Below are 26,507 nucleotides of genomic sequence, written 5' to 3' on the forward strand. Positions count from 1 at the left end.
TACAGTTTTTGACAAAGGAAAAGGCCATATCCCCGTGACCTTTTCCACAGATGTTACTTCTTGACGACCGCGTGACCACCGAACTCGTTGCGGAGTGCAGCGACGACTTTACCTGAGAACGTATCGTCTTCGAGAGAGCGATAGCGCATCATGAGCGAAAGGGCGATGACCGGTGCCGCGGCTTGCAGGTCGAGCGCCGTTTCAATCGTCCATTTGCCTTCACCGGATGAATGCATGACCCCACGAATTTCTTCGAGCTTCGCATCTTTCTTGAAGGCGTTCTCTGTGAGCTCCATGAGCCAAGAACGGACGACCGAGCCGTGGTTCCAGACGCGTGCGACTTGTTCGTAGTCGTAATCGAACGGGCTCTTTTCGAGAATATCGAATCCTTCCGCAATCGCCTGCATCATCCCGTACTCGATGCCGTTATGGATCATCTTCAAGAAGTGACCGCTGCCGGCAGGACCCGTGTACAAGTAGCCATTCTCGACAGATAGATCTTTGAAGATTGGTTCAATCGTTGGCCACGCCTCCGCGTCACCCCCGACCATCGTACAGGCACCGTTTCGGGCCCCGTCCGTGCCTCCGCTCGTCCCGCAATCGAAGAATTTGATCTCTTTCTCGGCGAACTGTTCGGCGCGTGCGACTGAGAGTTTGTAGTTCGAGTTCCCGCCGTCGATGACGATGTCGCCTGGCTCGAGTCGCTCATACAATTCGGCGAGCACCGCTTCCGTGACGTCTCCGGCCGGGACCATCGCCCAGATGATACGTGGTGTCGACAACTTGTTCACGACATCCTCGAGTGTCGGCACAATCGTAAAGGTGTCCGATGTGACGTCCCCGACGTCCGTCCCGATGACTGTGTGTCCGTGGTCGCTCAAGTTGAGTGCCAAGTTGTAACCCATTTTCCCTAAACCAATCAAACCAATTTCCATATTGTCACCCCTGAAAAAGAATTTTTTTCCGTCTCTGTATTCATCATATCAAAATAAATTCGATTTACAAGTAGGGTTACGGAATTTTTTTCTTTTCCGAATAAAAAATCGACCTCCACAACGGGAGGTCGAACGGATTAACTCGATGATGCTTTCTTATATTGTTGGAAGAAGACTTCAATCTCTTCGGCTGGCAAAGGACGATTGTAGAAATATCCTTGTGCCTGATTACATGATTCGGCTTTCAGGAAAGCGACTTGGTTCTCTGTTTCGACCCCTTCCGCGATGACGTTCAAATCGAGTTCGTGCGCCATCCGGATGATTGTTTTGACAAGAGCTGCATCTTTCTCGTCGCTCTCGATATTTTTCGTGAAGTGCTGGTCGATCTTGAGCGTATCGATTGGGAACAGCTTCAAATAACTGAGGGAGGAATACCCGGTTCCGAAATCGTCGATGGAAAGATGGACACCGAGGGCGACGAGTTCATGCATCGTTTCGATGGCGCGATCTGCACTTTGGATGACACTCTCGGTCAACTCGAGCTCTAAATATTGTGCCGCAAGACCGGATGCGGCGAGTGCCCGACTGACGACCTCTGGTAAATCTTTTTGTGCAAACTGAACGGCCGAGATGTTGACGGCGACTCGGAACGGGGGAATCCCCGCATCTTGCCACGCCTTGTTTTGACGACACGCCTCATTTAAAACAAACTCCCCGAGACGATGGATGCTCCCTGTTTCCTCAGCAATCGGAATAAACTCACCAGGTGAAATCATCCCGAGTTCTGGGTGTTGCCAACGGACGAGCGCTTCCATACCGATGATGGTTTCCGTCTCCAACTGAATTTGCGGTTGATAATGTACAGAGAACTCGCCACGACCGATGCCTTTACGGAGCGCCATTGATAAGTTCGAGCGGCGGGACACTGATTCGTTCAATTCGTTCGTGAAGAATTGATAGCCGTTTTTGCCGTCCGCCTTCGCCCGGTACATGGCGATATCGGCATTCTTAATCAATTCCTCGGCCGTATCGCCATCGGACGGATGGAGACTGATTCCAATCGAGGCACCCGTGAACACTTCTTCATTCTCGAGTTCAAACGGAGGATGGAGGACGTTGATGAGTTCCTGTGCGTGATGGGCTGCCAAGTTACTTTTCGTATCAGGCGATAAGATGATGAACTCATCCCCACCGAGTCGGGCGAGCGTGTCCGTCTTTTGAATGGTCGACTCGATCCGAATGGTTACTTGTTTCAAGAACTGGTCGCCAATCGAATGGCCGAAGCGGTCGTTGATGACTTTGAAATTGTCCAAGTCGATATAGTATAGCGCGAACGGCTCTTGCTGGGATTGACCGAGAAGAGCATCGAGTCGGTCGCTGAACAGGCGGCGGTTCGGGAGTCCCGTGAGTGGGTCCAAATACACGAGATCATTGATTTGCGCCTCAATCCGTTTCCGTTCGCTGATGTCACGGATGATACTACTGAAGAAGATTCCTTTCTCTGTCTTCCACGTGCCGAGAGACATTTCAATCGGTACCTCGACGCCGTCCTTTCTTACTCCGATGAGTTCCACCGTTTGACCGATGACGCGTTTTTCACCCGTTGCTTCGTAGCGACGCATTCCACGTTCATGCGCCTCGCGGAAACGTTCTGGAATAATGGCGACAATCGATTGTCCGACCATCTCGTCAGTCGTGTAACCGAACAAGTCGGTCGCTCCTTGGTTCCACTGTAGAATGACACGAGTGTGGTCAGCGACGATGATGGCATCCGAGGCGGATTCGATGATGGATTCGAATTTCAACTCGAGTTCTTCCGACTGTGCCTCCAGTTGCGAAGCCGTCCGGAGCGATATGTACATCAAAATGAAAAGTGTCATGACGCTCGCTGCGATGACGTAGGCGAGGAGCGTACTATCGACCGAGTATCCACTGACCGGTTGCGTTCCCTCGCTCATCTCTGTGAAACGAGCCGCGCCCATCCCGACGTAATGCATGCCGGAAACGGCGACCCCGATTAATACAGAACTGGCAAGGCGACGCCAATGGAATCGGGAGACGTTTGGGATATAGAAAAGGATATACAGGCCGACGAGCGATGCGACGAAGGCGACGATGGCAGAAGCGACCCACATGACCGGGTCATAGGTAAGAATCGCATTCATCTGCATCGCTTCCATCCCGATATAGTGCATCGAAACAACTCCGACACTAATCAAGAAGGCACCAAAGACGAGTTGAATTGGTCTTGTCTCAGGGTGACTGATGATCCAAAAGGCAAGTCCGGAAGCGACGACGGCCGGCACGATGGATAATAGTACGATGCCGAGATGGTACGTCACATCATCGTGCAAGTGAAACGCCAGCATGCCGATGAAGTGCATGGCCCAAATGCCGAGACCGAGGCTGAAGGCGCCAGCTACGACCCACCTGAGTCGCGAGGCGTGTTTCGCATATTTCAAACGACTGCTAATATCGATAGCGACACCGGCAGCGAAGATGGCGACAGCGATGGAAAGAATGACGAGTGGTAAGTTATATGAGCTACTCAGGTGATGTTCGATGAGAAACAGTCCTTTCGATTTCAAATGGTACAAAGAGTGAAGCAGTTAAAAAGTGCTTTATTAGAGTAGCACACTCGGGAATCACGCTTCTTGCCTACTTTTGTAAGGTGGGTCAATCATTTGCATGAATCACACATTGCGGAATTTTTTTCGAAACGGTATCGTTAGATGAAGAAGAGAAAGGGTGATTCTTGATGGAAACGATGAACGGGACGGCCCGCATCCGTGGTGCCTATTCGACACTGAGTAAAAAAGAACAACGCATTGCCGACTACATTTTAAAGCAGCCAGAACAAATCATTCATCATACCATCAATCAGGTGGCAGATGACCTCGATGTCGCGGAATCCACTGTATTCCGTTTTTGTCAGCGTGTCGGATTTAAAGGCTATCAGGCGTTAAAAATTGCACTCGCTTCAGATGTCGTCGCGCCGCTTCAAGATATTCATGAAGATATTACCGAGACGGATACGGCACTCGAAATCGCAGAGAAAATTTTTTCGACGAACGGGAAGACGATTGAATCGACCCGTCAGATTTTAGATGGTGCCTCTCTTGAGAAAACGGTGGAGTTGTTTCTTGGGGCGCGCCGCATCGAATTTTTCGGGAGCGGCGGGTCGGCCGTCGTCGCACTCGATGCGTACCATAAGTTTGTGCGGAGCGGTCTACAGGTGAGCGCGATGCTCGAGTCACATATGCAGCTCATGTCAGCCTCACAGCTGACGGCAGAAGACGTCGCCGTCGTCATCTCGCATTCCGGTGCTTCGAAAGAGACGCTCGATATCGCGAAACTGTTAAAAGAGAAAGGTGTCCCGACAATCGCCATCACGAACTATGCGAAGTCACCTCTTTCGAAGATTGCGGACGTGTCTCTGTTTACGGTGTCTCAAGAAACGGCATTTCGCTCAGAGGCACTCGCTTCCCGCATTGCGGAACTCAGTCTGATTGACGCCTTGTTTACAGCCGTCATGATTCGGCGAGGGGACGCGGCCCGGGCATCGCTTCAACAGATGCGCGAGGCGATTGCCAATCGACGTGTATAACTTCAAAAATCTCCCCTCTCTTAGAGAAGGGAGATTTTTTTATTTATTAACGATTGACGGTCTCACCACGGCGGGCGGCACTTGATCCGGCAATTCCAGCGATTGATGTCAAGATGAGCGCGACAAAGCTCCAAATCGAAGCTTTCGAAGCCGCTTCGGTTTCCAATAACTCTGTATTTTGTGCGACTGCGTCCGCAATCGCTTCCTCGTCGACGGATTGCTTGATCGTTTCCACGCGCTCTGTCAATTGATCGCTCAAATCGGTTGTAATTTGGTCATTTTTTTGCATGGTCAAATTTTTTACAGGTTAAGATGTTTCAAGTTCAGATGAGCGGGAATCACTACGACTACCGATTGGTATTGCGATTCTGAATCAAGGGTTCGCAACATGAATGATGTGAATGAAAAAGGAGATTGTTGAGATGAATGGATTAAATCGAGCCCTCTTGGTCTTAACGGGCATCGTCGGGTTGCTAAGTGTAGGTATTCTATTGCTTGGCGTCTACGATGTCCCACAACTCACCCAATATACAGATCAATGGCAAACACAAGACTGGTATATCTATACGATTTTAACGATTGGGATATTCCTGGCTGTGATCTTCCTCATCATGCTGATGACGGGACTGGTCGCAAGGCCGAAACCAAAGCGTTATACGATTCAGACCGGTGAAGGTCGAATCACTGTCTCAAAAGAGACGATTGAAAAAACGGTATACGAGTCATTGAAACAATTTCAAGGACTGCGTACACCGAACGTAAACGTCGACATCGACTCAAAGCGAGAACGCGTCCGCGTCTTTATCGACTGCGCCGTGTTCAATCGCGAAGGGTTACCGACTCTCGGTAAAGACATTCAGACGCATGTGAAAGAGCGGATTGAATCGTTGATGGAAGTGCCGGTAGCAGATGTGACATTGAATATTCACGATACGAAGTTCAAGACGTCTGAGCGCGTCATATAAGGAGGTGCTGTGATGGATACAAAAACACAACTAAAACCTTATCGCTTTCGACTCGTCGGGGCATTGATCGGTCTCATCATCGCGGTACTGTTCCTGACGCTCGGATTTGGGCCGACACTTCTCATTGTGACGCTCACATTGATCGGTTTCCTGATCGGGAAATGGCGTGACGGTGCACTGCGTGTCGAGGAATGGATCACATTCTTCATACGGGATTGACCCTCGTGATCAATCGGTAACACAAACTAGTGAACAAAAAAGGAGAGCATGAATTATGGCAAACGAAAATGTGAATGTAACGACAAATGAAACGAACGAACAACAGGCACGACAAAACAAATTGACGTTCGAGGAACAAGTCATCAAAAAAATCGCAGGTCTCGCGACGAGTGAAGTCCAAGGAATCTTGTCGATGAGCGGTGGCTTTATGAGCGGATTGACAGATCGCTTCCGCAGCGCAGAGGACATCACGAAAGGAATCGGCGCTGAAGTCGGAGAGAAGCAAGTCGCGCTCGATTTGCGTGTCATCGTCGAATACGGAAAAAACATCCCGTCCGTCTTCAATGAGACCGTCACAAAAATCAAGAAGGCGATGAACGATATGACTGGTCTTGAAGTTGTCGAGGTGAATATGCACGTCGAGGACGTCATGACACGTGAGGAATTCGAAGCGAAGAGCAAATCGAACGACGCTGAAGCGGAGCCGTCACGCGACCTTGTATAACCGAAACGCTGACCTGGACCTCTCAAAAGGTCCAGGTTTTGTTTGAGTAGAAAAGGGTTAGTTCCTGGAGAATCGTGGAATTACTAAAGATAGACGGAAGCCCTAGAGATGAGAGGAAAACGCCATGCACAACATTGAATTTTTTTCACCGAAGCATTATGAGACGTTTAAGCAACTTGCGAGACACTTAGAAGACCCGGGCAGCGTCGACCGAAAATATTTCGCCGCCCTGTACGTCATCGCCGGGAATGATTGCGTCCGTGACATGTTGCTTCCTTATATTGACCTACAAACAGGTGTGATTCGAACAGCTCAAATTATCGACGAGAACACATTCACGAAAGAGACGCTCGTCCTCGTCAAATTGGTTATCCATTTATATAACTCGAAAGAATGGGTGCTTCCGACCGAGTTGATCGCCTTGCCGGAAGAGGACTATAAACTGGCGATGCAAGGCATTACGTTATGTAGAAATGAGCAATTTGATGAGATTACAATCCCGAGCGACTGATGACACCCTGTTTTGTTGGAAACAGGGTGTTTTTTGTCGAGCTATAGAGGAGGTAAATGCGTGTCACTCACTACATCGATGTTAACCATTGTACTGATTCTCATGTTGCTCATTATGATTACGCCACCGCTCTTGATTTTTTATCTGTGGCGGCGTGACCGAAACCAGCGCGAACATTCCGTCCTTCGTAATTTCCCGATTCTCGGAAAGTTGCGTTATATATTTGAGAAAATGGGACCTGAACTTCGGCAATACTTGTTCTTGAACGATAATGAGGCGAAGCCGTTCTCACGGAATGAATACGAGTCGGCCGTCATCGCAGGAAAGTATAAGTCGCGCATCATCGGATTCGGGTCGGAACGAGACTTTGAGGCAGGCGGATTTTATCTTCAGAATGCCCTCTACCCGACGAACCGGAACGAGCTACGCGTCGACAATTCAACCAAGGTATCGACGTGGGTGTATGAACTCGATGAAGACAATCTGTTCACCCGAAAAGAGCATCTCGTCGAACGTGACATCTCGTCATACTTATTAACAGAAGAAGATATCATCATCATCGGGAAAGAGACGTGTCGGGAGCCGTTTTATGTCCGAGGTCTCGTCGGTCAGTCGGCCATGAGTTTCGGATCGCTTGGAGACAGGGCCATCACAGCCCTCTCGATTGGGCTCGGTCGTGCGGGTGGTACGTGGATGAACACGGGGGAGGGCGGATTGTCCGATTATCATTTAAAAGGGAACGTCGATATCATCTGTCAGATTGGACCGGCGCTCTTCGGTGTAAGGGATGAAGACGGTAGGTTTTCAGTCGAGGCGTTCAAACAAAAGAGTGATCTTCCGCAAGTGAAAGCGTTCGAACTGAAACTTGCCCAAGGCGCGAAGACACGTGGTGGACATATCGACGGATCGAAAGTGACCGAGGAGATTGCCCGAATCCGTCATGTACGAGTCGGGGAAACCATTGACAGCCCGAACCGCTTCTCTGAATTTCACACCCATGTGGAATTGTTGGCATTTGTTGAGAGGTTACGTGAAATCGGTGGGAAGCCGGTCGGCATCAAACTTGTAGTTGGGAAGTTGCAAGACATCGACTCGCTCGTCCGAGAGATGGCGAGATCTCAAATTGTACCTGACTTCATCACCATCGACGGGAGTGAAGGGGGTACGGGTGCGACGTATCAAGAGCTTGCGGATACAGTCGGTTTACCGCTGAAGGCGGCGCTCCCTTACGTGCATCACCTTCTCATCGAGCACGGTTTGCGAGACCGAGTCAAACTGTTCGCCTCTGGGAAACTCATCACGGCGGATAAGATAGCCGTCGCACTCGCGCTCGGCGCAGACCTCGTCAATATCGCTCGCGGACTTATGTTCAATGTCGGGTGCATCCAGGCACAGGTTTGCCATACGAATCGCTGTCCGGTCGGTGTCGCGACGACTGACCCGAAACTGCAGCGTGCCCTCGTTGTCGATGAGAAAAGTTTTCGGGTGACGAACTACATCATCTCGCTCCGGGAAGGGCTGTACAATATGACGGCTGCGGCAGGCGTTCAATCGCCGACGGAACTGTCATTAGATCATGTGGTGTATCAAGAACCGGATGGCCGTGTTCGGACAGGCTATGATTTATCTCACTAGAATGAAGTGAATCTATCAAAACATCCCACGAATCTGCCGATAAAGAAGGCATACACGTGGGATGTTTTTTTAGCATTTCCATTGTAGAAACTACCAGATACTTGTACAATCATGTAAATGAAAGTCAGAATTTATTATAATCTAACGAAGCGTTTGAATGGAAATGGATGAAGCCATTTTTTTCAGCATACGCCGCGCTCTTTGGACGTTGTTTCGAAGACACGGTCAACGCTTTGATCCCGTAACGTGTATCAAGGTCACGCAACTCTTGGATGCGGTCTTTTGACCATTGATCTTTTGCTACGGTCGTGTAGTTGAAGCTTTCCCACATCACGCCATCCACATATGGATACGTATACGTCTTCAATGTCGCAAATCCCCAGTTTTGAATGAGAGAAAGGGAAGGGTGATTGGATTTGATCGTCTTCATGAACTGACTCATCCCGTCACGTTGCGCTTTTAAAATGGTCGGTTGTTCCGAGTGCTCATTATCGATGTTGCCGACGGTATCTAAGAACGCACCATCCAATCCTTTGGCGACGATTTGTTTCTCCACTTCACGCGTCAACAACTCACGATAGTGGGTTGACGTCATATCGACTAAATAAGAATCCCATTCCGCATAATGAACACGTTGTCTGTTGCGGTGGAAGAAGTCCGACTCGTTCATCTGACTGATGAAATCGACGTTCCAATTGTCAGCTTCCATCGTGTTGATGTAGCCGTACACTTTTGTCCCATATTTCTGTAACTCTTTGATTTGCGCTGCAGTATAATAAACAGGCTCGATGATGACAAGGTCATACTGTTGCATCTTTTTAATTTTGGTCTTTGTCGGCATATCGTAATAAATTTTGTACGATTCGACGTTTGCGAGCGGATTGCTCGCTTTAGCGACCGCTTGTTGCGGCGTCAAAAACGCCAATCCAACGAGAAATGCACAACAGATGGTCACGATTCGTTTGGCTGAGAAAATACCCATAAAAAAACCCTCCTGATAGTTATCAGAGAGCGGCTGCGGCTATTGCAGACTGGCGATCGGTATCTAAAAAGATCGACGACCCATGTCTTTGCGCCCTTACTTTTCAGTAAGTTTGCCCGTCTCGATATGAAATTTTTGTCGACAATCCATTGAAAGTCCTACTACTAAAATACCACGTAAAGGAATGAGTGACACTATGATTTATACCCAACACCGCACATCCATCAAATGGATTGAAATGATTGTGACTATTTTACTTATCGGCATTTTGGACTATACATTTAGTCTTTCTTTGTCAGATTGGGCGATTGACCCGTTAATTTTTTATATCCTCCTGTTTTCTTTACGATATGGTTTGCTCGGTGCCTTCGTCAGTTTCGCGTTGACGAGTCTCTACCATTTCTCATTCCTCTTGATGGAAGGCTCAGACTTGCTCTTATTCCTTTACGATACGAATGAACTGGCTTGGATTTTGCTACACTTCTTCGTCGCGCTTAGTGCGGGTGTCTTCAGTACTTCTTATCGGGAGCGTTACCAGTCGCTCCACATTCGTCAAGAAGAAGTGATTGATGAGAACGAACAACTGAAACAGACGATACAACAACTACAAGAGTCGCAAGGGGAGATGCGGAAGCGGGTGCTCGACTCGACTTATACGCTCTCAAAAATTTATGAGATTGGACTACAACTTGATCAGGATGCGACCGCTTTAGTACGTGATCATTTAATTGGAACGTTCACGCGTGTCTTCCGTGCTCGTCAACTCGCTTTATATCATGTGGATGCATCGCAGCGCACACTCCGTCTTCATGTCCGTTCCGGAGAGGTAGAACGTTTGCCCCAGACGCTTTTCATCGATTCGGAGGAGGGAATTTTCGCACGGATGTTCCAATCGAAAAAGCCGACGCTTCGTTTAGCAGATGAGCTAGATGGACCGCTTCTCGTTGCACCGATTTGTTATGAAGGAACGGTGAAGGAAGTCTTGGTCGTCCATGAAATCGATATCTTACGCTTACGTAGTCATGAGATGAACATGATGAAACTCGTCTTGGATTGGACGGGAACGCGCATTGAAAAGGCCGATGCCCTCGAATGGATGCTCGTCAGCGACCAACTCGTCGACGGGACGCACATGTTCCGTATGGAAGCATTCGAACAAAAAGTGGCCCAACAAGTACTTCGTCATGAGCAATATGGTCAACCGTATAGTACGGTCACATTGCCTGTAGAGGGTGTGGACTTGTCATTGATTGAAATGGAATTGATTTTGAGACAGTCGATGCGTGAAATTGACGTTATCGGATATGACGAAGACGATCGCATCCTTCATTTTCTCCTCCCAGGTACACCGGTTGAATCAGCCGAACGATTCAAGGAACGGATTGAGCATGTCTTCTATGTGAAAGGTGGGAAACGCCTATGACCGGTTGGATGATTCTTCTTTTCTTCCTTCTGCATGCGACGGTCCTTTTCGTCTTGTATCGACTGATTGTACGACCGAAAGTCGATGCGACGGAAAAGGGAGTCTGGCTCTCGATATTTCTCGTCAGTGCCGTCATCCCGATTGTCGGAGAACTGTTTGGTTTGATTGGATATGTGATTGCCCGACGCTTCGCCTCACCGAAGACGCTTCTCGACTACGATGAGTACATCAACTTTGAGACGGTCAACTTAGAACGCTTGCAGCAACAGGCGAAAGAAGATTTAGATCTCGTCCCATTGACGGAAGCCTTACAGATGGACGGGAACAAGCGGAAACAATCGATCACACAACTCATGTCGACACCGCTCATGAATACAGAAGAATATTTACACTTAGGTCTCGAACACGAGGATACGGAAACGGTCCACTATGCAGCGACCGTCCGAAACACACTGTTCGACCGATACGATTTGATGTTAAAACAGCGAATCGCACAAGTGAATCCGGAGCGACCGGAGACGATTTATCCGGTGATTGAAACCGGAATTTCGTTCTTAGATAGCGGTCTCTTGGATCATGATATGCAAATGCGCATCCAGCAACGGATATTATTTCACCTCGATCAATTGAGTGAGTACGACGAAACAGACGAAACGTACTTACGCACGAAAGCCCGCCTCTCGTTCCGCTCGGGTGACTTGGAAACGGGAGAACGATTGGCTGAGGCGCTCACCCTTTATCATCCAAATGTACCCGATGGATATGTCATGTTGATTGAACACCACATGACGAACGGCGATTGGACGTCCCTACGTCCGACCCTCGACCGCCTGCATCAACATCTCGGTTTGCAAGACATTCCAGAGGACTATCGCTTTGTCATTCAACAGTTAGAAGGTGCCCATATATGAATAAATCGATTACGACGTATATCGCGTCTTTGTTCTCTTTACTCATCGCGATGATTGTCGTTGTCCAGTTTTTACGGCTTGACTATGGTCATCGGCTCATCCCAAAAGAAGCACATGAGCCGAAATCCTTTACGACACTCGCGGGTGAGGTGAGAGCGGTGGAGGGGGATCCGGTTCAAATCTACATTCATCAGAATGACGACGATTTGTCGACAGCTGTTTTGAATAACTTTAAATATGCGCTCGACTATGCAAAGTTGTCTTATACCTCGATCGAAGCAGAGGCCATCGCATCGATTGAGCCTTCTCCACGACACGTTCTCGTCGTCAGCGGGGAAAATACGAAATCATGGCCGTACGAGGCAATTCGGTCCTTCGTTGAAAAAGGTGGACGGCTCTACGTTGCCGGACGATTCATCGATCAAGACTGGGCAGACCTGGTCGGCGTAAACGATTTTGGGGACTTTAAAGATGGAGTCAACGGGTTGATTTTCGAACAAGAAATTTTCCCTGGGTATGTCGACTTGCCTCAAGACTCAGGGTTATTCGTCCACAGCATTGCTGACGTCAAACTGAAAGAAGAGGCGGACGTCCTCATTTCTGCCAAAAACGAACCAATATTATGGCAGTCTCCTTATGGGAAGGGCGAAGTGATGTTTTGGAATACGACGTCGTTGACGGATAAGAACTCACGCGGCTTGATGGTGCAGACGCTTTCGATGCTGTTCCCAGCGTTCGTCATGCCACAAGCTGGCATCAAGGTCGTTCACCTTGACGACTTCCCGGCACCGGTACCAAATTATTCGAATCCGGTCATCACGAAAGAATATGATTTGTCCATCAAAGAGTTCTTCTCAGAGATTTGGTGGAAAGACATGAAGCAAATCGGTGCTGACTACGACGTCACTTATTCTGGTTTCCTGATCGGCAGTTATAAAGCGACGAATGAAGAGACGACAGAACAGCTCATCGAAAAAATTCGGGCACCGATGCTCGAATATGGTCGCGGTTTACTCCAAACGAATGGGGAAGTCGGGCTACACGGGTTCAACCACCAGCCACTCGTCATGGGAGATGAAGTGATGGACCCGGAGCTTGGATATACAAAATGGGACAGTCAGGAAGATATGCGTTCCGCCATTGACCGTGTCGTTGAGGCGTTTGACTATTACTTGCCGAATGAGCGGATCCGCAGCTATGTGCCACCATCGAACATCATCGGTCAATCCGGACTTGAAGTGTTGAACGAGAAGTTTCCGAAAGGGCTGATTGTCGCAGGACTCTACAGCGGAGATGCGACAAAAGGAAGTTACATTCAAGAGTTCGGACCCGACCCGGTCTATCCGAACTTGTATGATTTTCCTCGCGTATCGAGCGGATACAACGAGACACCGGATGATCTATTTGTCGTCATTGATGCCGTCGCCAACTTCGGACTCGTTTCCCACTTCATTCACCCGGATGATGTGTTAGATGACTATCGCTCGAAAGGGAGAGGGTGGGAGATGATGAAAGAATCGTTTGGAGGTCTGTTCCAGACACTCTACTCCAAATATCCACATCTCGAGGGCTTGAGTCAGTATGATGCGTATCGGAAATACAAGCTTTATCAAGATGCGCAAATCGATGTGGCTTACACGAATGATGCTATCGATATCAATGCCCAACAACTGCCTGTCTCGTCGACGTTACTCGTTCGTGTGCAACCTGGGAAACGTCTCGATACAGGGAGGTTCGATTATGGTGAAGTCAAGCCATTTGATGAGAATGGTACATTGTATCAAGTTGAATTGAGAGACACGTCTGTTCGTCTCCCGATATTGGAGGGTCGCCCATGAAAATAGGAATTGTTGTCGAAGGGAGTTATCCATATGTGAGCGGTGGCGTATCGAGCTGGGTTCACATGCTGATGGAACAGATGCCGATGCATGAGTTTGAGATTATCTCAATCATGCCGAATCCGAAGACAGAGGCAGATTATCGCTATACGTTACCGAAGAATGTCACAGGCGTCACCACGCTCGCCCTCACTCAACGAGCGACACGGAAACGTCGACCGGAAACGTTATCGGAAGCGGAACGGGAGCGAATCAAGACGTGGATGACATTCGGTCAAGTCGATTCGTCCATCTATCCGATTCTTGAAAATCAAATCGGGACACCAGAACAATTCTTCTCGAATCGTCTCTTCTATCAGCTCGTCACGGAGAGCTATCAAGAAGAAGGGCAGGCCGGTTCATTCATCGATTACTTTTGGATGTGGCGCAGTATGTATGCGCCTGTCCTTGATTTACTCCAAGCCGGATTACCTCAGGTCGACCTCGTGCACGCGGCCTCGACCGGATATGCGGGCCTGATTGCGAGTGCGATGAAAGAACGACAAAACATTCCGTTTCTTTTGACTGAACACGGCATCTATTCGCGTGAACGGGAAGAAGAACTGTTGCAGGCATCTTGGATTCCGGCTGAGTTTCGCTCCCATTGGATTCAGTTCTTCCACCACATTTCCCGGGAAGCGTACCGAAAGGCAGATGACGTCATCACACTCTTTGAACGAAACGGCGAGTTGCAACGTCAGCTCGGGGCACCTGTTGAGAAATTAAGTATCATTCCGAACGGGATTGACGTGACGGGCTTGTCTGCTCTCGGGCGTGTGCCGGGAGTGGACAAACTACGAATCGGTGCCATCGTTCGCGTCGTTCCGATCAAAGATATTAAAACCATGATTTATGCGGCGAAACTGTTACAAGACATGCTCGTCCCGTTCGAACTGACCATTATGGGACCACTTGATGAGGATAAGGAGTATGCGACGGAGTGCGAGATGCTCATTCGGCAACTCGAGCTCGAACAGTCCGTCTTGATGGTCGGAAAAGTCGATATTCGACAACACCTTCCCGAATTCGATGTGTGTTTGTTGACGAGTATCTCCGAGGGACAACCGCTTGCTGTACTAGAAGGTATGGCCGCTGGTGTCCCGTGGATTGTGACGGACGTCGGGGCCTGTGCGGAACTCGTGAACGGGCGACCGGATGAACCGTTCGGTCCGGCTGGATTTGTCGTTCCGCCGGTCAATCCACGGCGAATCGCAGAGCGTTGCGTCTGGTTCCATCAAAATCGTGAAGATGCGCGCCGACTCGGACGAAACGGGCAACAGCGAGTCGAGACGTACTATCGCACCGATCAGTTTATCGATGCATATCTACACTTATATGAAGAGAGGAGAGCGGTATATGGCGGGCATTGGGTTTAAGTTACAACAGTTGTTTCAAGAAGACTACTTCTCTTCACGAATCAAAGCATATGCATTTGCCGGGCTCGTCACATCAGGACCATGGCTGATCGTCATCGTCACGATTGCCCTCATGCAGTGGCTGACGAGCTATCTATCTATCGCCACACTCGAAGAACGCACGACGTTCAATTTGATCGTCTCTTACAGTTTTATTTTTTCGCAAGTCGTTCTCGGCGTGCAGCAGCTCGTCGTCACGAGGTACTTGGCGGATTGTTTTTATGAGAAACGATATGAAGACATCTTCCCGGCGTTCATCGGGATGATGAAGACGACGGTCGCCATCGCGTCGCTGTTGTTCGCTATCTTCCTTATGTTCTCTGAACTCCCTGCTTTATTGAACGCGTTGGCATTCGTCCTATTCATGACGGTCAACCTCATTTGGGTACATTTCTTGTTCCTAAGTGCGGCCAAGTTCTATCAGGCGGTAGCCTATAGCTTTGTGGCCGGTGGCATCGTCTCAGTCGCCGCGGTCCTCATCACGGACCAGTTCTTGATGCAATATTTGACGGAGTCCTACATGAAGAGCTTCGCGTTGACAGCGAGTATGACACTCGGTCTTGTCGTCACGTTGTTCGGCTTGTTCACATCGATGCTCCTTACGTTCCCAAACCGGAGTACGGTCGGTCAGTTCTCGTTCTATCGCTATTTTGACCGCTATCCGGCACTCTTTTGGACCAGTTTTCTCTATAACATCGGGATCTGGGTCGGCACATGGATCATCTGGTTCGCGGAAGGAGGGAGTGTCCACCTCGACACATTCCGCTATCATCCAATCTATGACACAGCTATCTTCCTCTCTTATTTGACGATTATTCCGACGATGACGATATTCGTTGTGTCAGTCGAGACGCGTTTTTATGAGCGGTATCGCGTGTTTTATGGATACGTGAACGAAGGTGGGACGTACCAACAGATTCAACGTTCGAAAGCGGCCATGCTCCTCGTCTTACGACAAGAGTTGCAACGACTGTTCCGAAATCAAGGGCTCGTGTCGCTTCTCTTTATTCTGTTCGCGGTCGTCTTGTTCCCGCTACTAGGTCTGTCACCTGAGATTCGGGACGTCTTTCAAATGACGACGATTGGTGCCTTTTCAAACGCCATGGTGCTCGTTCTCACACTCGTCCTGCTCTATTTTGAAGACCATCGGGGAGCGGCGTATACATCGGCACTCTTCATCACGATGAATGCAGGGTTGACGTTCTTGTTATTACCACTTGGACCAGACAGTTACGGTCTTAGTTTTGCGATTGGTTGCACGATTGCGTTCGCGTTCTCACTCATTCGCTTGATTCGATATGTATCCGAGATTGATTATCATACGTTTAGCCGAAGCGAAACACCTCCGCGTACGGATACATTCCGTCGTGTCGGGGACTGGCTCAATGATCGCTCGGCTTAACAATCGCAGCAGATGAACTTTTAGAAAATGGGGTGAAGCACATGAAAACAATTTTTGTGACAGGTGGCGCGGGATATATCGGGACACACACGACGGTTCAATTGCTCGAGGAAGGATACGAAGTCGTTATTTTGGACAACTTGTCCAATAGCCGACAAGAGGCGATTCAGCGAATCGACATCCTGACTGGAAAGACGGTCACCTTATACGTGGGCGACATTCGAGATCAGGAATTGCTTGATGAAATCTTCTCCACGCACTCGATTCATGCGGTCGTTCACTTCGCGGGTCTAAAGGCAGTCGGCGAATCCGTCAGCCAACCACTTCACTACTATGACAACAACGTAGCTGGGACGCTCGTCTTGTTAAGGATGATGAATCAATTTGGGATAAAACGTATCGTCTTCAGTTCATCGGCGACCGTTTACGGAATCCCAACCACATCTCCGGTCGATGAATCGTTCCCGCTCAGTGCGACCAATCCATATGGACGAACGAAACTGATGATCGAAGAGATATTGCGCGACCTTTATACAGCTGATTCTTCTTGGTCGATTGCGATTCTTCGCTATTTCAATCCGATTGGCGCGCACGACTCCGGGACGATCGGCGAAGATCCGTTCGATGTCCCAAACAACTTGATGCCATACATCACACAAGTCGCGGCCGGGCGTCTAAAAGAGCTTCAAGTGTTCGGGGATGACTATCCGACGCATGACGGGACAGGCGTGCGCGACTATATCCATGTCGTAGATTTGGCGCTTGGTCATTTGAAGGCGTTGGAGTATGTGGGGAAATATGAAGGGGTGGAGGCGTTCAACCTCGGGACAGGGAAAGGATACAGCGTCCTTGATTTGCTTCAAACGTTCCAACAGGAGAGCGGACAGACGATTCCTTATCAAATCACGGATAAACGAGACGGAGACGTCGCGGCGATATTTGCCGACCCGCAAAAGTCTAAGGCCATTCTTGGCTGGGAAGTGCGACATGACATTGAAGCGATGTGTCGGGACGCTTGGCGTTGGCAATCGAATAATCCGAAAGGGTACAGTGAATAAATCCTATGAAGTAGGCGGTCATCACACGATGGCCGTCTCTTTTTGTATTAGAAAGGATAGCGAACGGGAACACCTAATGGAACGTCATTTACTTAGGAGGGATCGGATGAAAGCTTTGTTTTTGAACTGTTCGCTAAAAGGTGGCGACACAACGTCCCATACGGAAGGATTGATTCGTGACATCATCCCGCACTTCGATGCGCTCGACGTCGAATCCGAGATTGTTCGGATTGTTGATTACAACGTCAAGTTCGGTGTGACGGAAGATGAAGGAGATGGGGACGAGTGGCCTCAGATTTTTGAGAAAGTGAAGGCCGCGAATATTGTCGTGATTGGGACACCACTCTGGCTCGGGGAGAAGAGTAGCGTCGCCACCCAAGTGATCGAACGGCTATATGGCGGTAGCGGACTGACGAACAAATCAGGACAGGCGATTTACTACAACAAGGTCGGTGGAGTCGTCGTCACGGGGAATGAGGATGGGGCGAAACACGCCTGTGCTTCGATTCTATATGGATTGTCCCACATTGGTTTCACCGTGCCGCCGAATGTCGACACGTACTGGGTAGGAGAAGCAGGACCGGGTGACTCATATCTTGATGCTGGACGAGAAAATGAATTCACGAAGTCTCACGGAAAGACGATGGCATATAATCTCGTCCATTTTGCGAGAATGCTTAAAAACCATCCAATTCCGGCAGAAGGGAATACGATGGAATGAGTAAAGGTCTCGACCAATCGGTCGAGACCTTTATGGTTTATTCTTTCTTCTCCACCGCATGCCCACCGAACTCGTTCCGTAATGCCGCGACGACCTTGCCCGAGAACGTATCGTCTTGAAGCGAACGTTGGCGCATCATGAGGGAGAGCGCGATGACCGGTGTCGGGACGTCGTACTCGAGTGCCGTCTCGACCGTCCATTTGCCTTCACCGGATGCATGCATGACCCCGCGAATGTCGTCGAGCTTCGCATCTTTCGAGAAGGCACTCTCCGTCAGTTCCATGAGCCATGAGCGAATGACCGACCCGTGATTCCAAACGCGTGCGACATCTTCATATTCATAGTCGAACGGACTCTTCTCGAGCACTTCAAAGCCTTCGGCAATCGCCTGCATCATCCCATACTCAATCCCGTTATGCACCATCTTCAAAAAGTGACCACTCCCACTCGATCCCGCATACAGATAACCGTGGTCGGTAGAGACGTCTTGGAAAAGTTGCTCGATCTTTCCGAACGCCTCCAAGTCGCCTCCGATCATCGTACACGCTCCGTGACGGGCACCTTCCATCCCACCACTCGTCCCGACGTCGAAGAAATAAATCAGTTTTTCTTTGAAATGGTCGGCACGCCGCATCGATTCCTTATAGTTCGAGTTCCCTCCGTCGATGACGATGTCGCCTGGCGAGAGAAGATTGTGCAAGTCGTTCAAGACGTGTTCGGTCACGTCACCCGCCGGCACCATCACCCAGACGACGCGAGGGACCTGAAGCGCGGAAACGACTTCCTGCAAAGAGGCTTTCGTCTCAAATTGACTCGTCGATACGTTTCCCGGGTCATACCCGACGACACGATGCCCATTGTCTGTCAAATTCAGAGCCAAATTGAGGCCCATTTTACCAAGTCCAATCATACCGATTTCCATTCGTTCCACCCCATTTGTAAGATTTAGTCCTCTATAGGGCATACCCGAAATAACGATTGCTCAAAAGGACAGCTTGCCCGAGATGTAGAATGATATAAGTGCAACAGTGATGAGAGGAGGGTGGCGATGTTTGGAAATGTATTTCGACTGGCCGTAGACGTCAGGCATCGATTCAAAGACCATCATATTAATGACTACAGTGCCACATTGGCGTTTTTTTGGTTTTTAGCCATCTTTCCGACGTTTTTTGTCCTCTTCGCCGTGATGGCATGGTTTCAAATCGATGATGCGCTTCTCATCGAACAGATTGAGACACTCATTCCAGGGGCAAGTGTGCGTGAACTGTTATCTATCGTCTATGACGTGAGCGGAAATTTGAACGGTGGACTGTTATCAGTCAGTGCCATCATCGCGTTTTGGTCGGCCTCGAACGGGACGGCACGACTCGTCAAGCTGACAGTGTTCGCATATGGGGAGACGGAAGCGCGCGGCTATATCTTCCGACGGTTGATCGGGTTGCTCGTGATTTTAGCAGGGAGCATCGGGGCGGTCATCTTGATTGTGTTTCATCTATTCGGTCAAGAATTTGTCGAATTGATTTATGCCCTCTATCCAAAAGTCGAAGAATTCGACCGCTTGTCGACTCTGACGCGCTATACGGTCTCGACGCTCATCTTGATCATGGCGTTCTCACTCTTTTATAAAATCGCGCCACAACAGCGAGTACGGTTCATCGAAACACTTCCTGGAGCCGTGTTTGCGGTCATCTCGTGGCAATTGCTGTCGACCGGATACAGTGTCTATGTCGAACGCTTCTCGATTCTAGGGGACACATATGGCACGATCGGTGCGGTGATTCTACTACAAATTTGGCTCTATCTGACGGCAGCAACGATGCTGATTGGGGCAGAAATCAATGCGGCATGGCCCTACCATATGACCCGCCAACCGACCCGGACCCATTTCCCGTAACAAAAAAAGGGATATCGTGATTATTCTTTGTGAACATGCTTTAAAACAACCCGTGGCATGGGAATAAACTAGTACTATTTCACGGAAGAAGGTGTGGTCGCATGGCGAAACATCGTAAGCCATCAAAGTGGAAAATCGTACTAGGGGTTGTAGCAGGCGTCATGGCCTTGGTGCTCATCACGGGTGGCGCGTTCGTCTGGTCAATGGTAAAAGAAGTCGATGACACCGTCGCACAAGTGAATGACAACTTGAAAATCAGCAAAGAGCGCAAGCAGGTCGAGACCATTGAACGCAAAGAGTCTGTTTCCATTCTCTTGCTTGGGATTGACCGACGCGGGACCGAACAGGGACGGAGTGACTCAATCATCGTGCTGACACTCAATCCGGAACTTGATGAAGGAGCGATGCTCTCGATTCCCCGGGATACAAAGACTGAAATCGTCGGGAAAGGGACACGTGATAAGATCAATCATGCCTATGCGTTCGGTGGGGCCGAAATGGCAATGAATACGGTCGAGAATTTCCTCGACATCCCAATCGATTATGTCATCGAAACGGATATGGAGGCATTCAGCGACGTCGTGGATGCACTCGGAGGCATTACCGTCATGAATAAATTTGCGTTCTCGACAGAAGATTACACGTTTCCCGTTGGTGAGGTGACGTTAGACGGAGAAGCGGCACTCGATTACACCCGGATGCGCTATAACGATCCAAACGGTGACTTCGGACGTCAAGAACGTCAGCGTGATGTCGTCGCCGCCATCATCGAAAAAGGACGGACGGACTTCTCACTCGACAAGGTCACCGCGTTACTCGAGGTGGTCGGCGATCAGGCGAAGACGAATATCGAGCTCAATGAATTCGTCTCTTTGTCGACGGACTATATGAACGCGTTCCGCAACGCGAGTGTCTTACGGCTTGAGGGTGCGGGCGGATTAGAGGGGGACGGCATCTATTATTGGAATCCGGAATCTTCTTCGTTGAATGGCGTTCAGGAAGAGTTGAAACGATTGATGGAGTAAACTGTCTGACCCAAGTCGGACAGTTTTTTTGTGTTTCAAATGAAACGGAAAGTGGGAGAAATAAAGAGATGCCAAGGAGGGATGAGTCATGAAATGGGAAACGATTGAAGAGGTACTCCACGAACTCGGGGAGACCTCGCAAGAAAAGTGGGAACGGTTGTTTGAGAAGTGGTCGGATCATCGTTGGCACGACCATGAACGCCCTTCTGAAAAAACAAACGTCTTGTTGGTGGATGCCGGTTTTATCCTGACTGACGGACGAGCGAACCTCGAGGCTCTCCATCAATGGTTAGCCGATCATGTCCAAACGACGGTGAGTGATCTCTATCTCGTCTCCCTGTTTCCGTATCAAACGAAACAACAGGACACAGCCATCGACTCGCGGGTGCAATTGTTCGAAGACTTAGGACGTTTCACCGATGAGTTCGATTTGATTTACGAGATGACGCCTGAAGCATGGAATGAGTCACAACTCGACCTTGTCACCGTAACAGATGAACTGATTGAACGTCTGGCGTATGGAGCGACGAAAATCCATGTCCATGTCGAGTCGTTTCGCGGAATAGAACCGGAACGAGTCAAACACATCCTCAAACTGTGGCGTACGATTATGCATACGTATAAGCCGAATGCACAGCTCATCGTTGCCAATGAACGTGTCGATTCAGTCCTAAACTTTGAGGAAGAGGCGGACGTCGTCTGTCATTTCGACTTATCCAGTCATGTCATTTTAGCGTTTGCGCAGGCCAATGTGACACGATTGACCGATTGGGCGAGACAAGTTCATTCACTGAGAGCCAATCAAACATATTTCAATTTCCTATCTTCAGCGGAACGTGATCCGTTTGAGAAAAATCTGATGGACACTAACCCAGATGTGATTCTCGCAGCCCACAGTGTATTGTTGTCGCTTCAAGGGATTCCGTTGATTGATTATCGAACTTTATTTGGGGTGTCGCAACCGGTTGAACAGGAAGATCTCGTCCGAGCATTGAAACGCGATCCGGATCGACTTCGTGTTTATGAAGGGATATTGAGCCAATTGAATGTGAAACGACTCCACCCTGCCTTGTCCCCTTACATTGGTCAAGAGGTCCTAAATCTCGATCGGCGCGTTTTCGCTGTTAAGCGAACGCATCAAGAGGAGACCCTACTGTTATTGACGAATATGAGTGAAGAGACGGTGCAGACGGATTGTGAAGGGACGAGTCTCTTTACAGAAGAATGGATGACAAATGTAACGCTTCGCCCGTATGAATACGTTTGGCTAAAACAATCACACAATGGAGAGTGAACACTCATGATTGATGTACATTGTCATTTGTTGCCTGAAGTAGATGACGGACCACGTACAATGGAAGCATCCCTTCAACTCGCGAAACGTGCGGTGGAAGAGGGGGTGACATCGATTGTCGTGACACCACACGCGTATCATCCGTACTTTGAGACGCAGCATCATGACATCACGCAAGAAGTCGCGCATCTACAAAAACGACTCGATGATGAACAGATCCCCTTGACCTTGTATGTTGGACAAGAGATTCGAATTTTTGGAGAAATGGTCGAAGCGTTGGAGTCCGGAGAGGCACATTCGCTCGCTGGGTCACGATATGTCCTCGTGGAACTGCCGAGTCAAAGTCTACCAGCTTATACGGAGTCCTTATTCTTTCAACTACAGGCGGCTGGATACGTTCCGGTCATCGCGCATCCGGAGCGGAATCGTGAGTTTGCACTCCATCCAGAAAAATTGCATCATCTCGTATCATCGGGTGCGTTGTCCCAAGTGACAACAAGCAGTTTGACAGGACAGTTCGGGAGACAGATGCGGGAACTCGCACTCACGTTCATCAGTAACGGGCTGAGTCACATCGTCGCCTCCGATGCCCATAACGTGGAACATCGTGATTTCAATTGGTTAGCAGCGAGACAGGAAGTCATCAACGAATTAGGGGAAGAGATGTGGCAACAGCACCTCCACTTTACGGAGGAGATGTTAGCGGATGAACCGATTTCGGTGAATCCTCCACGTTTACCTGAGAAAAACTGGCGAGGACGTTGGAAGTGGTGAAGTAGAAGTTAAATATATTGATTATGAACAACAGTGTAGGTGTTTTTACGATTTATGCATGGAATCAACCGATGCATAAATCGTTTTTTATATTGAACTTGATTTAGCATGTGGAAAATAAAAAATCAAAAATAGATGGTCGTAAAAATGAAAGCGCAACTAATTACGGATTTAACAAGTGCTATACTGAAAGAAAAAGATAGGAATAGGTGGAATGGTCATGGGGAACACAACGCCACGTAACTCTAAATGGATGAGGACATACAATCGTGCACTGATTCTTAGATTGATTCGGCTTCATCAGCCGGTATCACGGGTTGAACTTGCTAAGAAGACAAGTTTGACGAAACCGACTATTTCGAACATTGTTAACGAATTGAAGGAAGAGGGATTAATCAGTGAGCGCGAGCTTGGGGTCTCAAGCGGCGGACGTCGCCCGATCATGCTCGAACTTGCTGCGAGCGACCGTTTTGTCATCGGAATCGATGCGACACAGCGAAAACTGCATGGCGTCGTCACAAACATCCATGGAGAGTTACTTGACGAAGCATGGCACGACGAACGGTTTGACACGAACGAGGAGTTCATCGACGCGATTGTCGCTCTCTACACCATATTGAACAAACGAGCTATAGGGAATGTCATTGGACTTGGTGTTTCTGTGCACGGAATGGTCGAGGCGGGTGAAGGGATTGTCTTATTTGCCCCACGTTTTCACTTGCATGATATCCCTCTCAAGCGCGAACTAGAGAAACGCCTCGAGCAGCACGTATTCGTTGAGAACGATGTGCGGACACTCGCCCTTGGTGAATTGTACTTCGGGGAAGCGATTGGTATCGAGGAATTCTTCTACGTGTATGCCGGTTATGGAATTGGGGGAGCCTATGTCCACGCGGGCGAATTGATTGACGGTGAGCATCATATTGCTGGGGAGATTGGACACATGCGCATCATGCTCGACGGACCAATCTGTTCGTGCGGTAATCGTGGTTGCCTAGAGGCAGTCGCCGGGGAACGTGCCATATTGAATGAAGCTCGTCAGCTCTCGCATGAACTGACACTTGATGATCTTCGTGACGCTGTCCATTTGAATCAAGATGTACGAAAACTATACGAACGGGCCGGCGAATATATCGGTATTGCCACGCTCAACATGATCCACCTTTTGAACCCGGGACGTATTCTTCTCGGAGGTCCGCTATTCAACTATGCGCCAGACGTCGTCACGAACATTCAGGAGCGTGTCGCCCAAACGGCGCTCACCCTTGACGCCCGACAGACCGATATCCGTGTCGTCTCGTGGAACGCCAGCCAAGGGGCGCTCGGAGCCGCAGCGCTTATCACGAACGAGATGTTCGGTGAAATCCAATGAAACCATGAATCGCCGTTCTATTAGGGAAAGGCGATTTTTAATTTCTTTATAAGAAAGCGTTTACAATATAAATGAGGGCATGCTATAGTCTATGTGTAGTTAGATAATAAATTTAATTTACTAAGTAAGGGGTGACACTCTCAACGACACGTTTGGAGGGGTAGCGATGCAAAAAGAGACACCATTGAAAGATCAGTTTCACACAATCTTCGGTCGCTACGGGGCGACTAGGATGTTCGCACGAAAGGACTTTGCCTTCGATGAAATGGAAGCGCTAACGGGGGATGAGACGAGCATCATCATTACGCGCTCTAGACGCGATGGTATCTTCCGTCTTTATGACGATGAGACGCGTGATATCCGATTGTTCCGAGCATCGACGCTCTCGCATGACGTGTCGTTCGAGGACATGGACGGCCTGTTTGAACTTTTGCTATGGCGCTTGAAAGAACAGGACGCATTGCCGTTCGGGGCGGACCTCTACGTCGTCGGCCCATACATAGACGGACCGAAGCTCGATTTGGAACTGATAGCGTACACATTAACATGGCTCGGGGATCGCCCGATGTCAGACCATCTTATTCGGGAGTTATGCCATCGGATTGTGGCGTGACAACACATTCAAAGGAGAATGAACATGAAAAAAACGACGATTGCACTCGCATCATCTGTCTTAATGCTCTCATCTTTACTCGCTGCCTGCGGCGATGACGAACAAGCGGCGGCGACAACGGAAGACGGCAAACCCGTCATCACATGGTGGGGGTGGGCGCCACAACCTGAAGTCGGGGAAGAAATGGCGAAGGCGTTCAACGAATCGCAAGATGATTATGTGGTCAAGTTTAAACGCCTCGAAGACTACGAGCAACAGCTTCAAGTCGCGATGCTTGGTGGAGATGGTCCGGACGTCATTGGTCTCAAAGAACCGATGATTCCGCAATACAAGGATCGCCTTGTACCAGCGAAAGACTATATGGATAAAGCGGCCGGAGAAGGATGGAAAGATAAATTAATCGAACTTGGTGTCGAACAGACAACAGTCGACGGTGAACAGTATGCGGTACCGGTCGGATTCACAGGACAGGCATACCTCATGTACAACAAAACACTCCTCGACAAATATGGCGTGACACCTCCGAAAACTTATGATGAGACGGTTGCGGCGATTGACAAAATCAACGCATCTGGCGACAAGGTCATCCCGATGCAACTAGGCGCGAAGGACGCGTGGGTTGGCGTTGACGTTTTCAACGTATTGAGCCACCAGGTCGCACCGGGTTACATCCAAGAAGTGCTAGCGGGTGACGCGAAGTGGACGGATAAAGAGATGGTCGAGACGGCTGAACTTTGGCAACAACTGTACGAGGACAAAGTGTTTCAAGAAGGCGCTTTGGGTCTTGCGACATACATGGACGGCATGAACAACTTCTTCGACAAGAAAGCAACGATGTGGATCATTGGTTCATGGGAAGCCCACTCGATGACGACGGTCGAGAAGCGTGACAAGTGGAACAACTTCGAAGACGAGATTGGTTTCGTTCCAATGCCAAACCTTGCAGGTGGCACAGAACAACCGGTCATCGCATCAATCGACATGGCACTAGGTGTCAACAAAGAATCGAAACAACAAGAAGGTGCGGCTGCCTTCATCGCCTACATGACGCAAGGTGAAGGACAGGCGCTATACATGGAGAAGTTTGAGATGGCACCAGCCATTAAAGACATCGAAGTAGCATACGAAGACAAGTTCACCAATGATGTTGAACGTGAGTCGTACAAAATCTTGAACGAAACGGTGAAGAACGCTGTCGCAGGACGCGGAATCCGTGACCCGAAAGTCTACGACGCACTCGGAAAAGAACTTCAAAACATCGCTGCCGGACAAGATGCGAAAGAAGCACTCGCACGCATCCAGGCGATTGCGGACCAAGGTAAATAATCAAACGAGCGCCAGTAGCCAGACTCACTGGCGCTCGATTTTT

At 49.2% G+C, this 26,507-nt stretch carries 25 protein-coding genes and 1 riboswitch; of the genes, 20 read left to right on the forward strand and 5 right to left on the reverse strand.

The genetic code is table 11. From position 1 onward, the window contains the following. Nucleotides 1-53 precede the first annotated feature (53 nt). Together gnd (KNO79_RS01835) and KNO79_RS01840 are read right to left on the reverse strand one after the other, a co-directional pair. On the reverse strand, nt 54-935 hold the full coding sequence (gnd, locus tag KNO79_RS01835) for a phosphogluconate dehydrogenase (NAD(+)-dependent, decarboxylating) (protein WP_214690461.1): 882 nt from the start codon (nt 933-935) through the stop codon (nt 54-56). A 137-nt stretch (nt 936-1,072) separates the two neighbouring features. Next, nucleotides 1,073-3,532, reverse strand: coding sequence for a bifunctional diguanylate cyclase/phosphodiesterase (locus tag KNO79_RS01840; RefSeq protein ID WP_214690462.1), 2,460 nt, complete (start codon nt 3,530-3,532; stop codon nt 1,073-1,075). 161 nt (nt 3,533-3,693) lie between these two features. Here KNO79_RS01840 and KNO79_RS01845 point away from each other — a divergent pair, with 161 nt between their 5' ends. Beyond that, nucleotides 3,694-4,542, forward strand: a complete 849-nt coding sequence (locus tag KNO79_RS01845) for a MurR/RpiR family transcriptional regulator (protein ID WP_214690463.1) — start codon at nt 3,694-3,696, stop codon at nt 4,540-4,542. 46 nt (nt 4,543-4,588) lie between these two features. On the opposite strand, the gene KNO79_RS01850 is transcribed toward KNO79_RS01845, so the two are convergent. Further along, complete coding sequence (locus KNO79_RS01850; RefSeq protein ID WP_214690464.1) at nt 4,589-4,831, reverse strand: hypothetical protein; 243 nt, start codon at nt 4,829-4,831, stop codon at nt 4,589-4,591. A gap of 133 nt (nt 4,832-4,964) precedes the next feature. Between KNO79_RS01850 and amaP the strand changes: the two genes are divergently transcribed. From amaP to KNO79_RS01875, 5 genes are all read left to right on the forward strand, one after another. After that, nucleotides 4,965-5,507, forward strand: a complete 543-nt coding sequence (gene amaP, locus KNO79_RS01855; protein WP_214690465.1) for an alkaline shock response membrane anchor protein AmaP — start codon at nt 4,965-4,967, stop codon at nt 5,505-5,507. 12 nt (nt 5,508-5,519) lie between these two features. Continuing rightward, complete coding sequence (locus tag KNO79_RS01860; protein WP_214690466.1) at nt 5,520-5,726, forward strand: DUF2273 domain-containing protein; 207 nt, start codon at nt 5,520-5,522, stop codon at nt 5,724-5,726. A 55-nt stretch (nt 5,727-5,781) separates the two neighbouring features. Further along, on the forward strand, nt 5,782-6,231 hold the full coding sequence (locus tag KNO79_RS01865) for an Asp23/Gls24 family envelope stress response protein (protein WP_214690467.1): 450 nt from the start codon (nt 5,782-5,784) through the stop codon (nt 6,229-6,231). Nucleotides 6,232-6,355: 124 nt separating this feature from the next. Then, the gene (locus KNO79_RS01870) at nt 6,356-6,742 is read left to right on the forward strand and encodes a DUF6075 family protein (RefSeq protein WP_214690468.1); all 387 of its coding nucleotides are present in this window, start codon (nt 6,356-6,358) and stop codon (nt 6,740-6,742) included. A gap of 78 nt (nt 6,743-6,820) precedes the next feature. After that, nucleotides 6,821-8,377, forward strand: a complete 1,557-nt coding sequence (locus tag KNO79_RS01875; protein ID WP_214691252.1) for an FMN-binding glutamate synthase family protein — start codon at nt 6,821-6,823, stop codon at nt 8,375-8,377. A gap of 124 nt (nt 8,378-8,501) precedes the next feature. On the opposite strand, the gene KNO79_RS01880 is transcribed toward KNO79_RS01875, so the two are convergent. Beyond that, complete coding sequence (locus KNO79_RS01880; protein ID WP_214690469.1) at nt 8,502-9,359, reverse strand: glycoside hydrolase family 191 protein; 858 nt, start codon at nt 9,357-9,359, stop codon at nt 8,502-8,504. Between the two features lie 40 nt (nt 9,360-9,399). Beyond that, nucleotides 9,400-9,486: riboswitch (cyclic di-GMP riboswitch) on the reverse strand. Nucleotides 9,487-9,555: 69 nt separating this feature from the next. Here KNO79_RS01880 and KNO79_RS01885 point away from each other — a divergent pair. From KNO79_RS01885 to KNO79_RS01915, 7 genes are all read left to right on the forward strand, one after another. Next, nucleotides 9,556-10,782: a hypothetical protein gene (locus KNO79_RS01885; RefSeq protein ID WP_214690470.1), complete on the forward strand. Its 1,227-nt coding sequence runs from the start codon at nt 9,556-9,558 to the stop codon at nt 10,780-10,782. After that, a complete protein-coding gene (locus tag KNO79_RS01890; RefSeq protein WP_214685964.1) occupies nt 10,779-11,693 on the forward strand; it encodes a hypothetical protein in 915 nt (304 codons plus the stop codon). The genes KNO79_RS01885 and KNO79_RS01890 overlap by 4 nt, the downstream gene beginning before the upstream one ends. Continuing rightward, nucleotides 11,690-13,531 carry a DUF2194 domain-containing protein gene (locus tag KNO79_RS01895; RefSeq protein WP_214690471.1) on the forward strand — a complete coding sequence of 614 codons (1,842 nt, stop codon included), beginning with the start codon at nt 11,690-11,692 and terminating at the stop codon, nt 13,529-13,531. The genes KNO79_RS01890 and KNO79_RS01895 overlap by 4 nt, the downstream gene beginning before the upstream one ends. After that, nucleotides 13,528-14,946: a GT4 family glycosyltransferase PelF gene (pelF, locus tag KNO79_RS01900; RefSeq protein WP_214690472.1), complete on the forward strand. Its 1,419-nt coding sequence runs from the start codon at nt 13,528-13,530 to the stop codon at nt 14,944-14,946. Before KNO79_RS01895 ends, pelF begins: the two co-directional genes overlap by 4 nt. Then, nucleotides 14,927-16,387 carry an exopolysaccharide Pel transporter PelG gene (pelG, locus tag KNO79_RS01905; RefSeq protein ID WP_214690473.1) on the forward strand — a complete coding sequence of 487 codons (1,461 nt, stop codon included), beginning with the start codon at nt 14,927-14,929 and terminating at the stop codon, nt 16,385-16,387. Before pelF ends, pelG begins: the two co-directional genes overlap by 20 nt. A 41-nt stretch (nt 16,388-16,428) precedes the next feature. Next, the gene (galE, locus tag KNO79_RS01910) at nt 16,429-17,445 is read left to right on the forward strand and encodes a UDP-glucose 4-epimerase GalE (protein WP_214690474.1); all 1,017 of its coding nucleotides are present in this window, start codon (nt 16,429-16,431) and stop codon (nt 17,443-17,445) included. A gap of 106 nt (nt 17,446-17,551) precedes the next feature. After that, nucleotides 17,552-18,166 carry a flavodoxin family protein gene (locus tag KNO79_RS01915; protein ID WP_074035867.1) on the forward strand — a complete coding sequence of 205 codons (615 nt, stop codon included), beginning with the start codon at nt 17,552-17,554 and terminating at the stop codon, nt 18,164-18,166. Nucleotides 18,167-18,203: 37 nt separating this feature from the next. Here the strand turns inward: KNO79_RS01915 and gnd (KNO79_RS01920) are convergent, their stop codons facing one another. Next, nucleotides 18,204-19,088, reverse strand: a complete 885-nt coding sequence (gene gnd, locus KNO79_RS01920) for a phosphogluconate dehydrogenase (NAD(+)-dependent, decarboxylating) (RefSeq protein WP_214690475.1) — start codon at nt 19,086-19,088, stop codon at nt 18,204-18,206. A gap of 126 nt (nt 19,089-19,214) precedes the next feature. Here gnd (KNO79_RS01920) and KNO79_RS01925 point away from each other — a divergent pair, with 126 nt between their 5' ends. The 7 genes from KNO79_RS01925 (at nt 19,215) to KNO79_RS01955 (ending at nt 26,464) form a co-directional block, all read left to right on the forward strand. Continuing rightward, nucleotides 19,215-20,060 carry a YihY/virulence factor BrkB family protein gene (locus KNO79_RS01925; protein ID WP_214690476.1) on the forward strand — a complete coding sequence of 282 codons (846 nt, stop codon included), beginning with the start codon at nt 19,215-19,217 and terminating at the stop codon, nt 20,058-20,060. 101 nt (nt 20,061-20,161) lie between these two features. Next, a complete protein-coding gene (locus tag KNO79_RS01930; protein WP_196431219.1) occupies nt 20,162-21,085 on the forward strand; it encodes an LCP family glycopolymer transferase in 924 nt (307 codons plus the stop codon). Between the two features lie 88 nt (nt 21,086-21,173). After that, complete coding sequence (locus tag KNO79_RS01935) at nt 21,174-22,379, forward strand: alpha-amylase family glycosyl hydrolase (RefSeq protein WP_214690477.1); 1,206 nt, start codon at nt 21,174-21,176, stop codon at nt 22,377-22,379. 6 nt (nt 22,380-22,385) lie between these two features. Continuing rightward, entirely contained in the window at nt 22,386-23,153 is a 768-nt protein-coding gene (locus KNO79_RS01940) for a tyrosine-protein phosphatase (protein WP_214690478.1), read from the forward strand. 220 nt (nt 23,154-23,373) lie between these two features. Next, complete coding sequence (locus KNO79_RS01945; protein WP_214690479.1) at nt 23,374-24,525, forward strand: ROK family transcriptional regulator; 1,152 nt, start codon at nt 23,374-23,376, stop codon at nt 24,523-24,525. A 166-nt stretch (nt 24,526-24,691) separates the two neighbouring features. Then, complete coding sequence (locus KNO79_RS01950) at nt 24,692-25,138, forward strand: hypothetical protein (RefSeq protein ID WP_214690480.1); 447 nt, start codon at nt 24,692-24,694, stop codon at nt 25,136-25,138. A 24-nt stretch (nt 25,139-25,162) separates the two neighbouring features. After that, nucleotides 25,163-26,464, forward strand: a complete 1,302-nt coding sequence (locus KNO79_RS01955) for an ABC transporter substrate-binding protein (RefSeq protein ID WP_251125263.1) — start codon at nt 25,163-25,165, stop codon at nt 26,462-26,464. Nucleotides 26,465-26,507 lie beyond the last annotated feature (43 nt).

Source organism: Exiguobacterium sp. s43 (genome assembly GCF_018617255.1).
Classification (GTDB): Bacteria; Bacillota; Bacilli; order Exiguobacteriales; family Exiguobacteriaceae; genus Exiguobacterium; species Exiguobacterium profundum.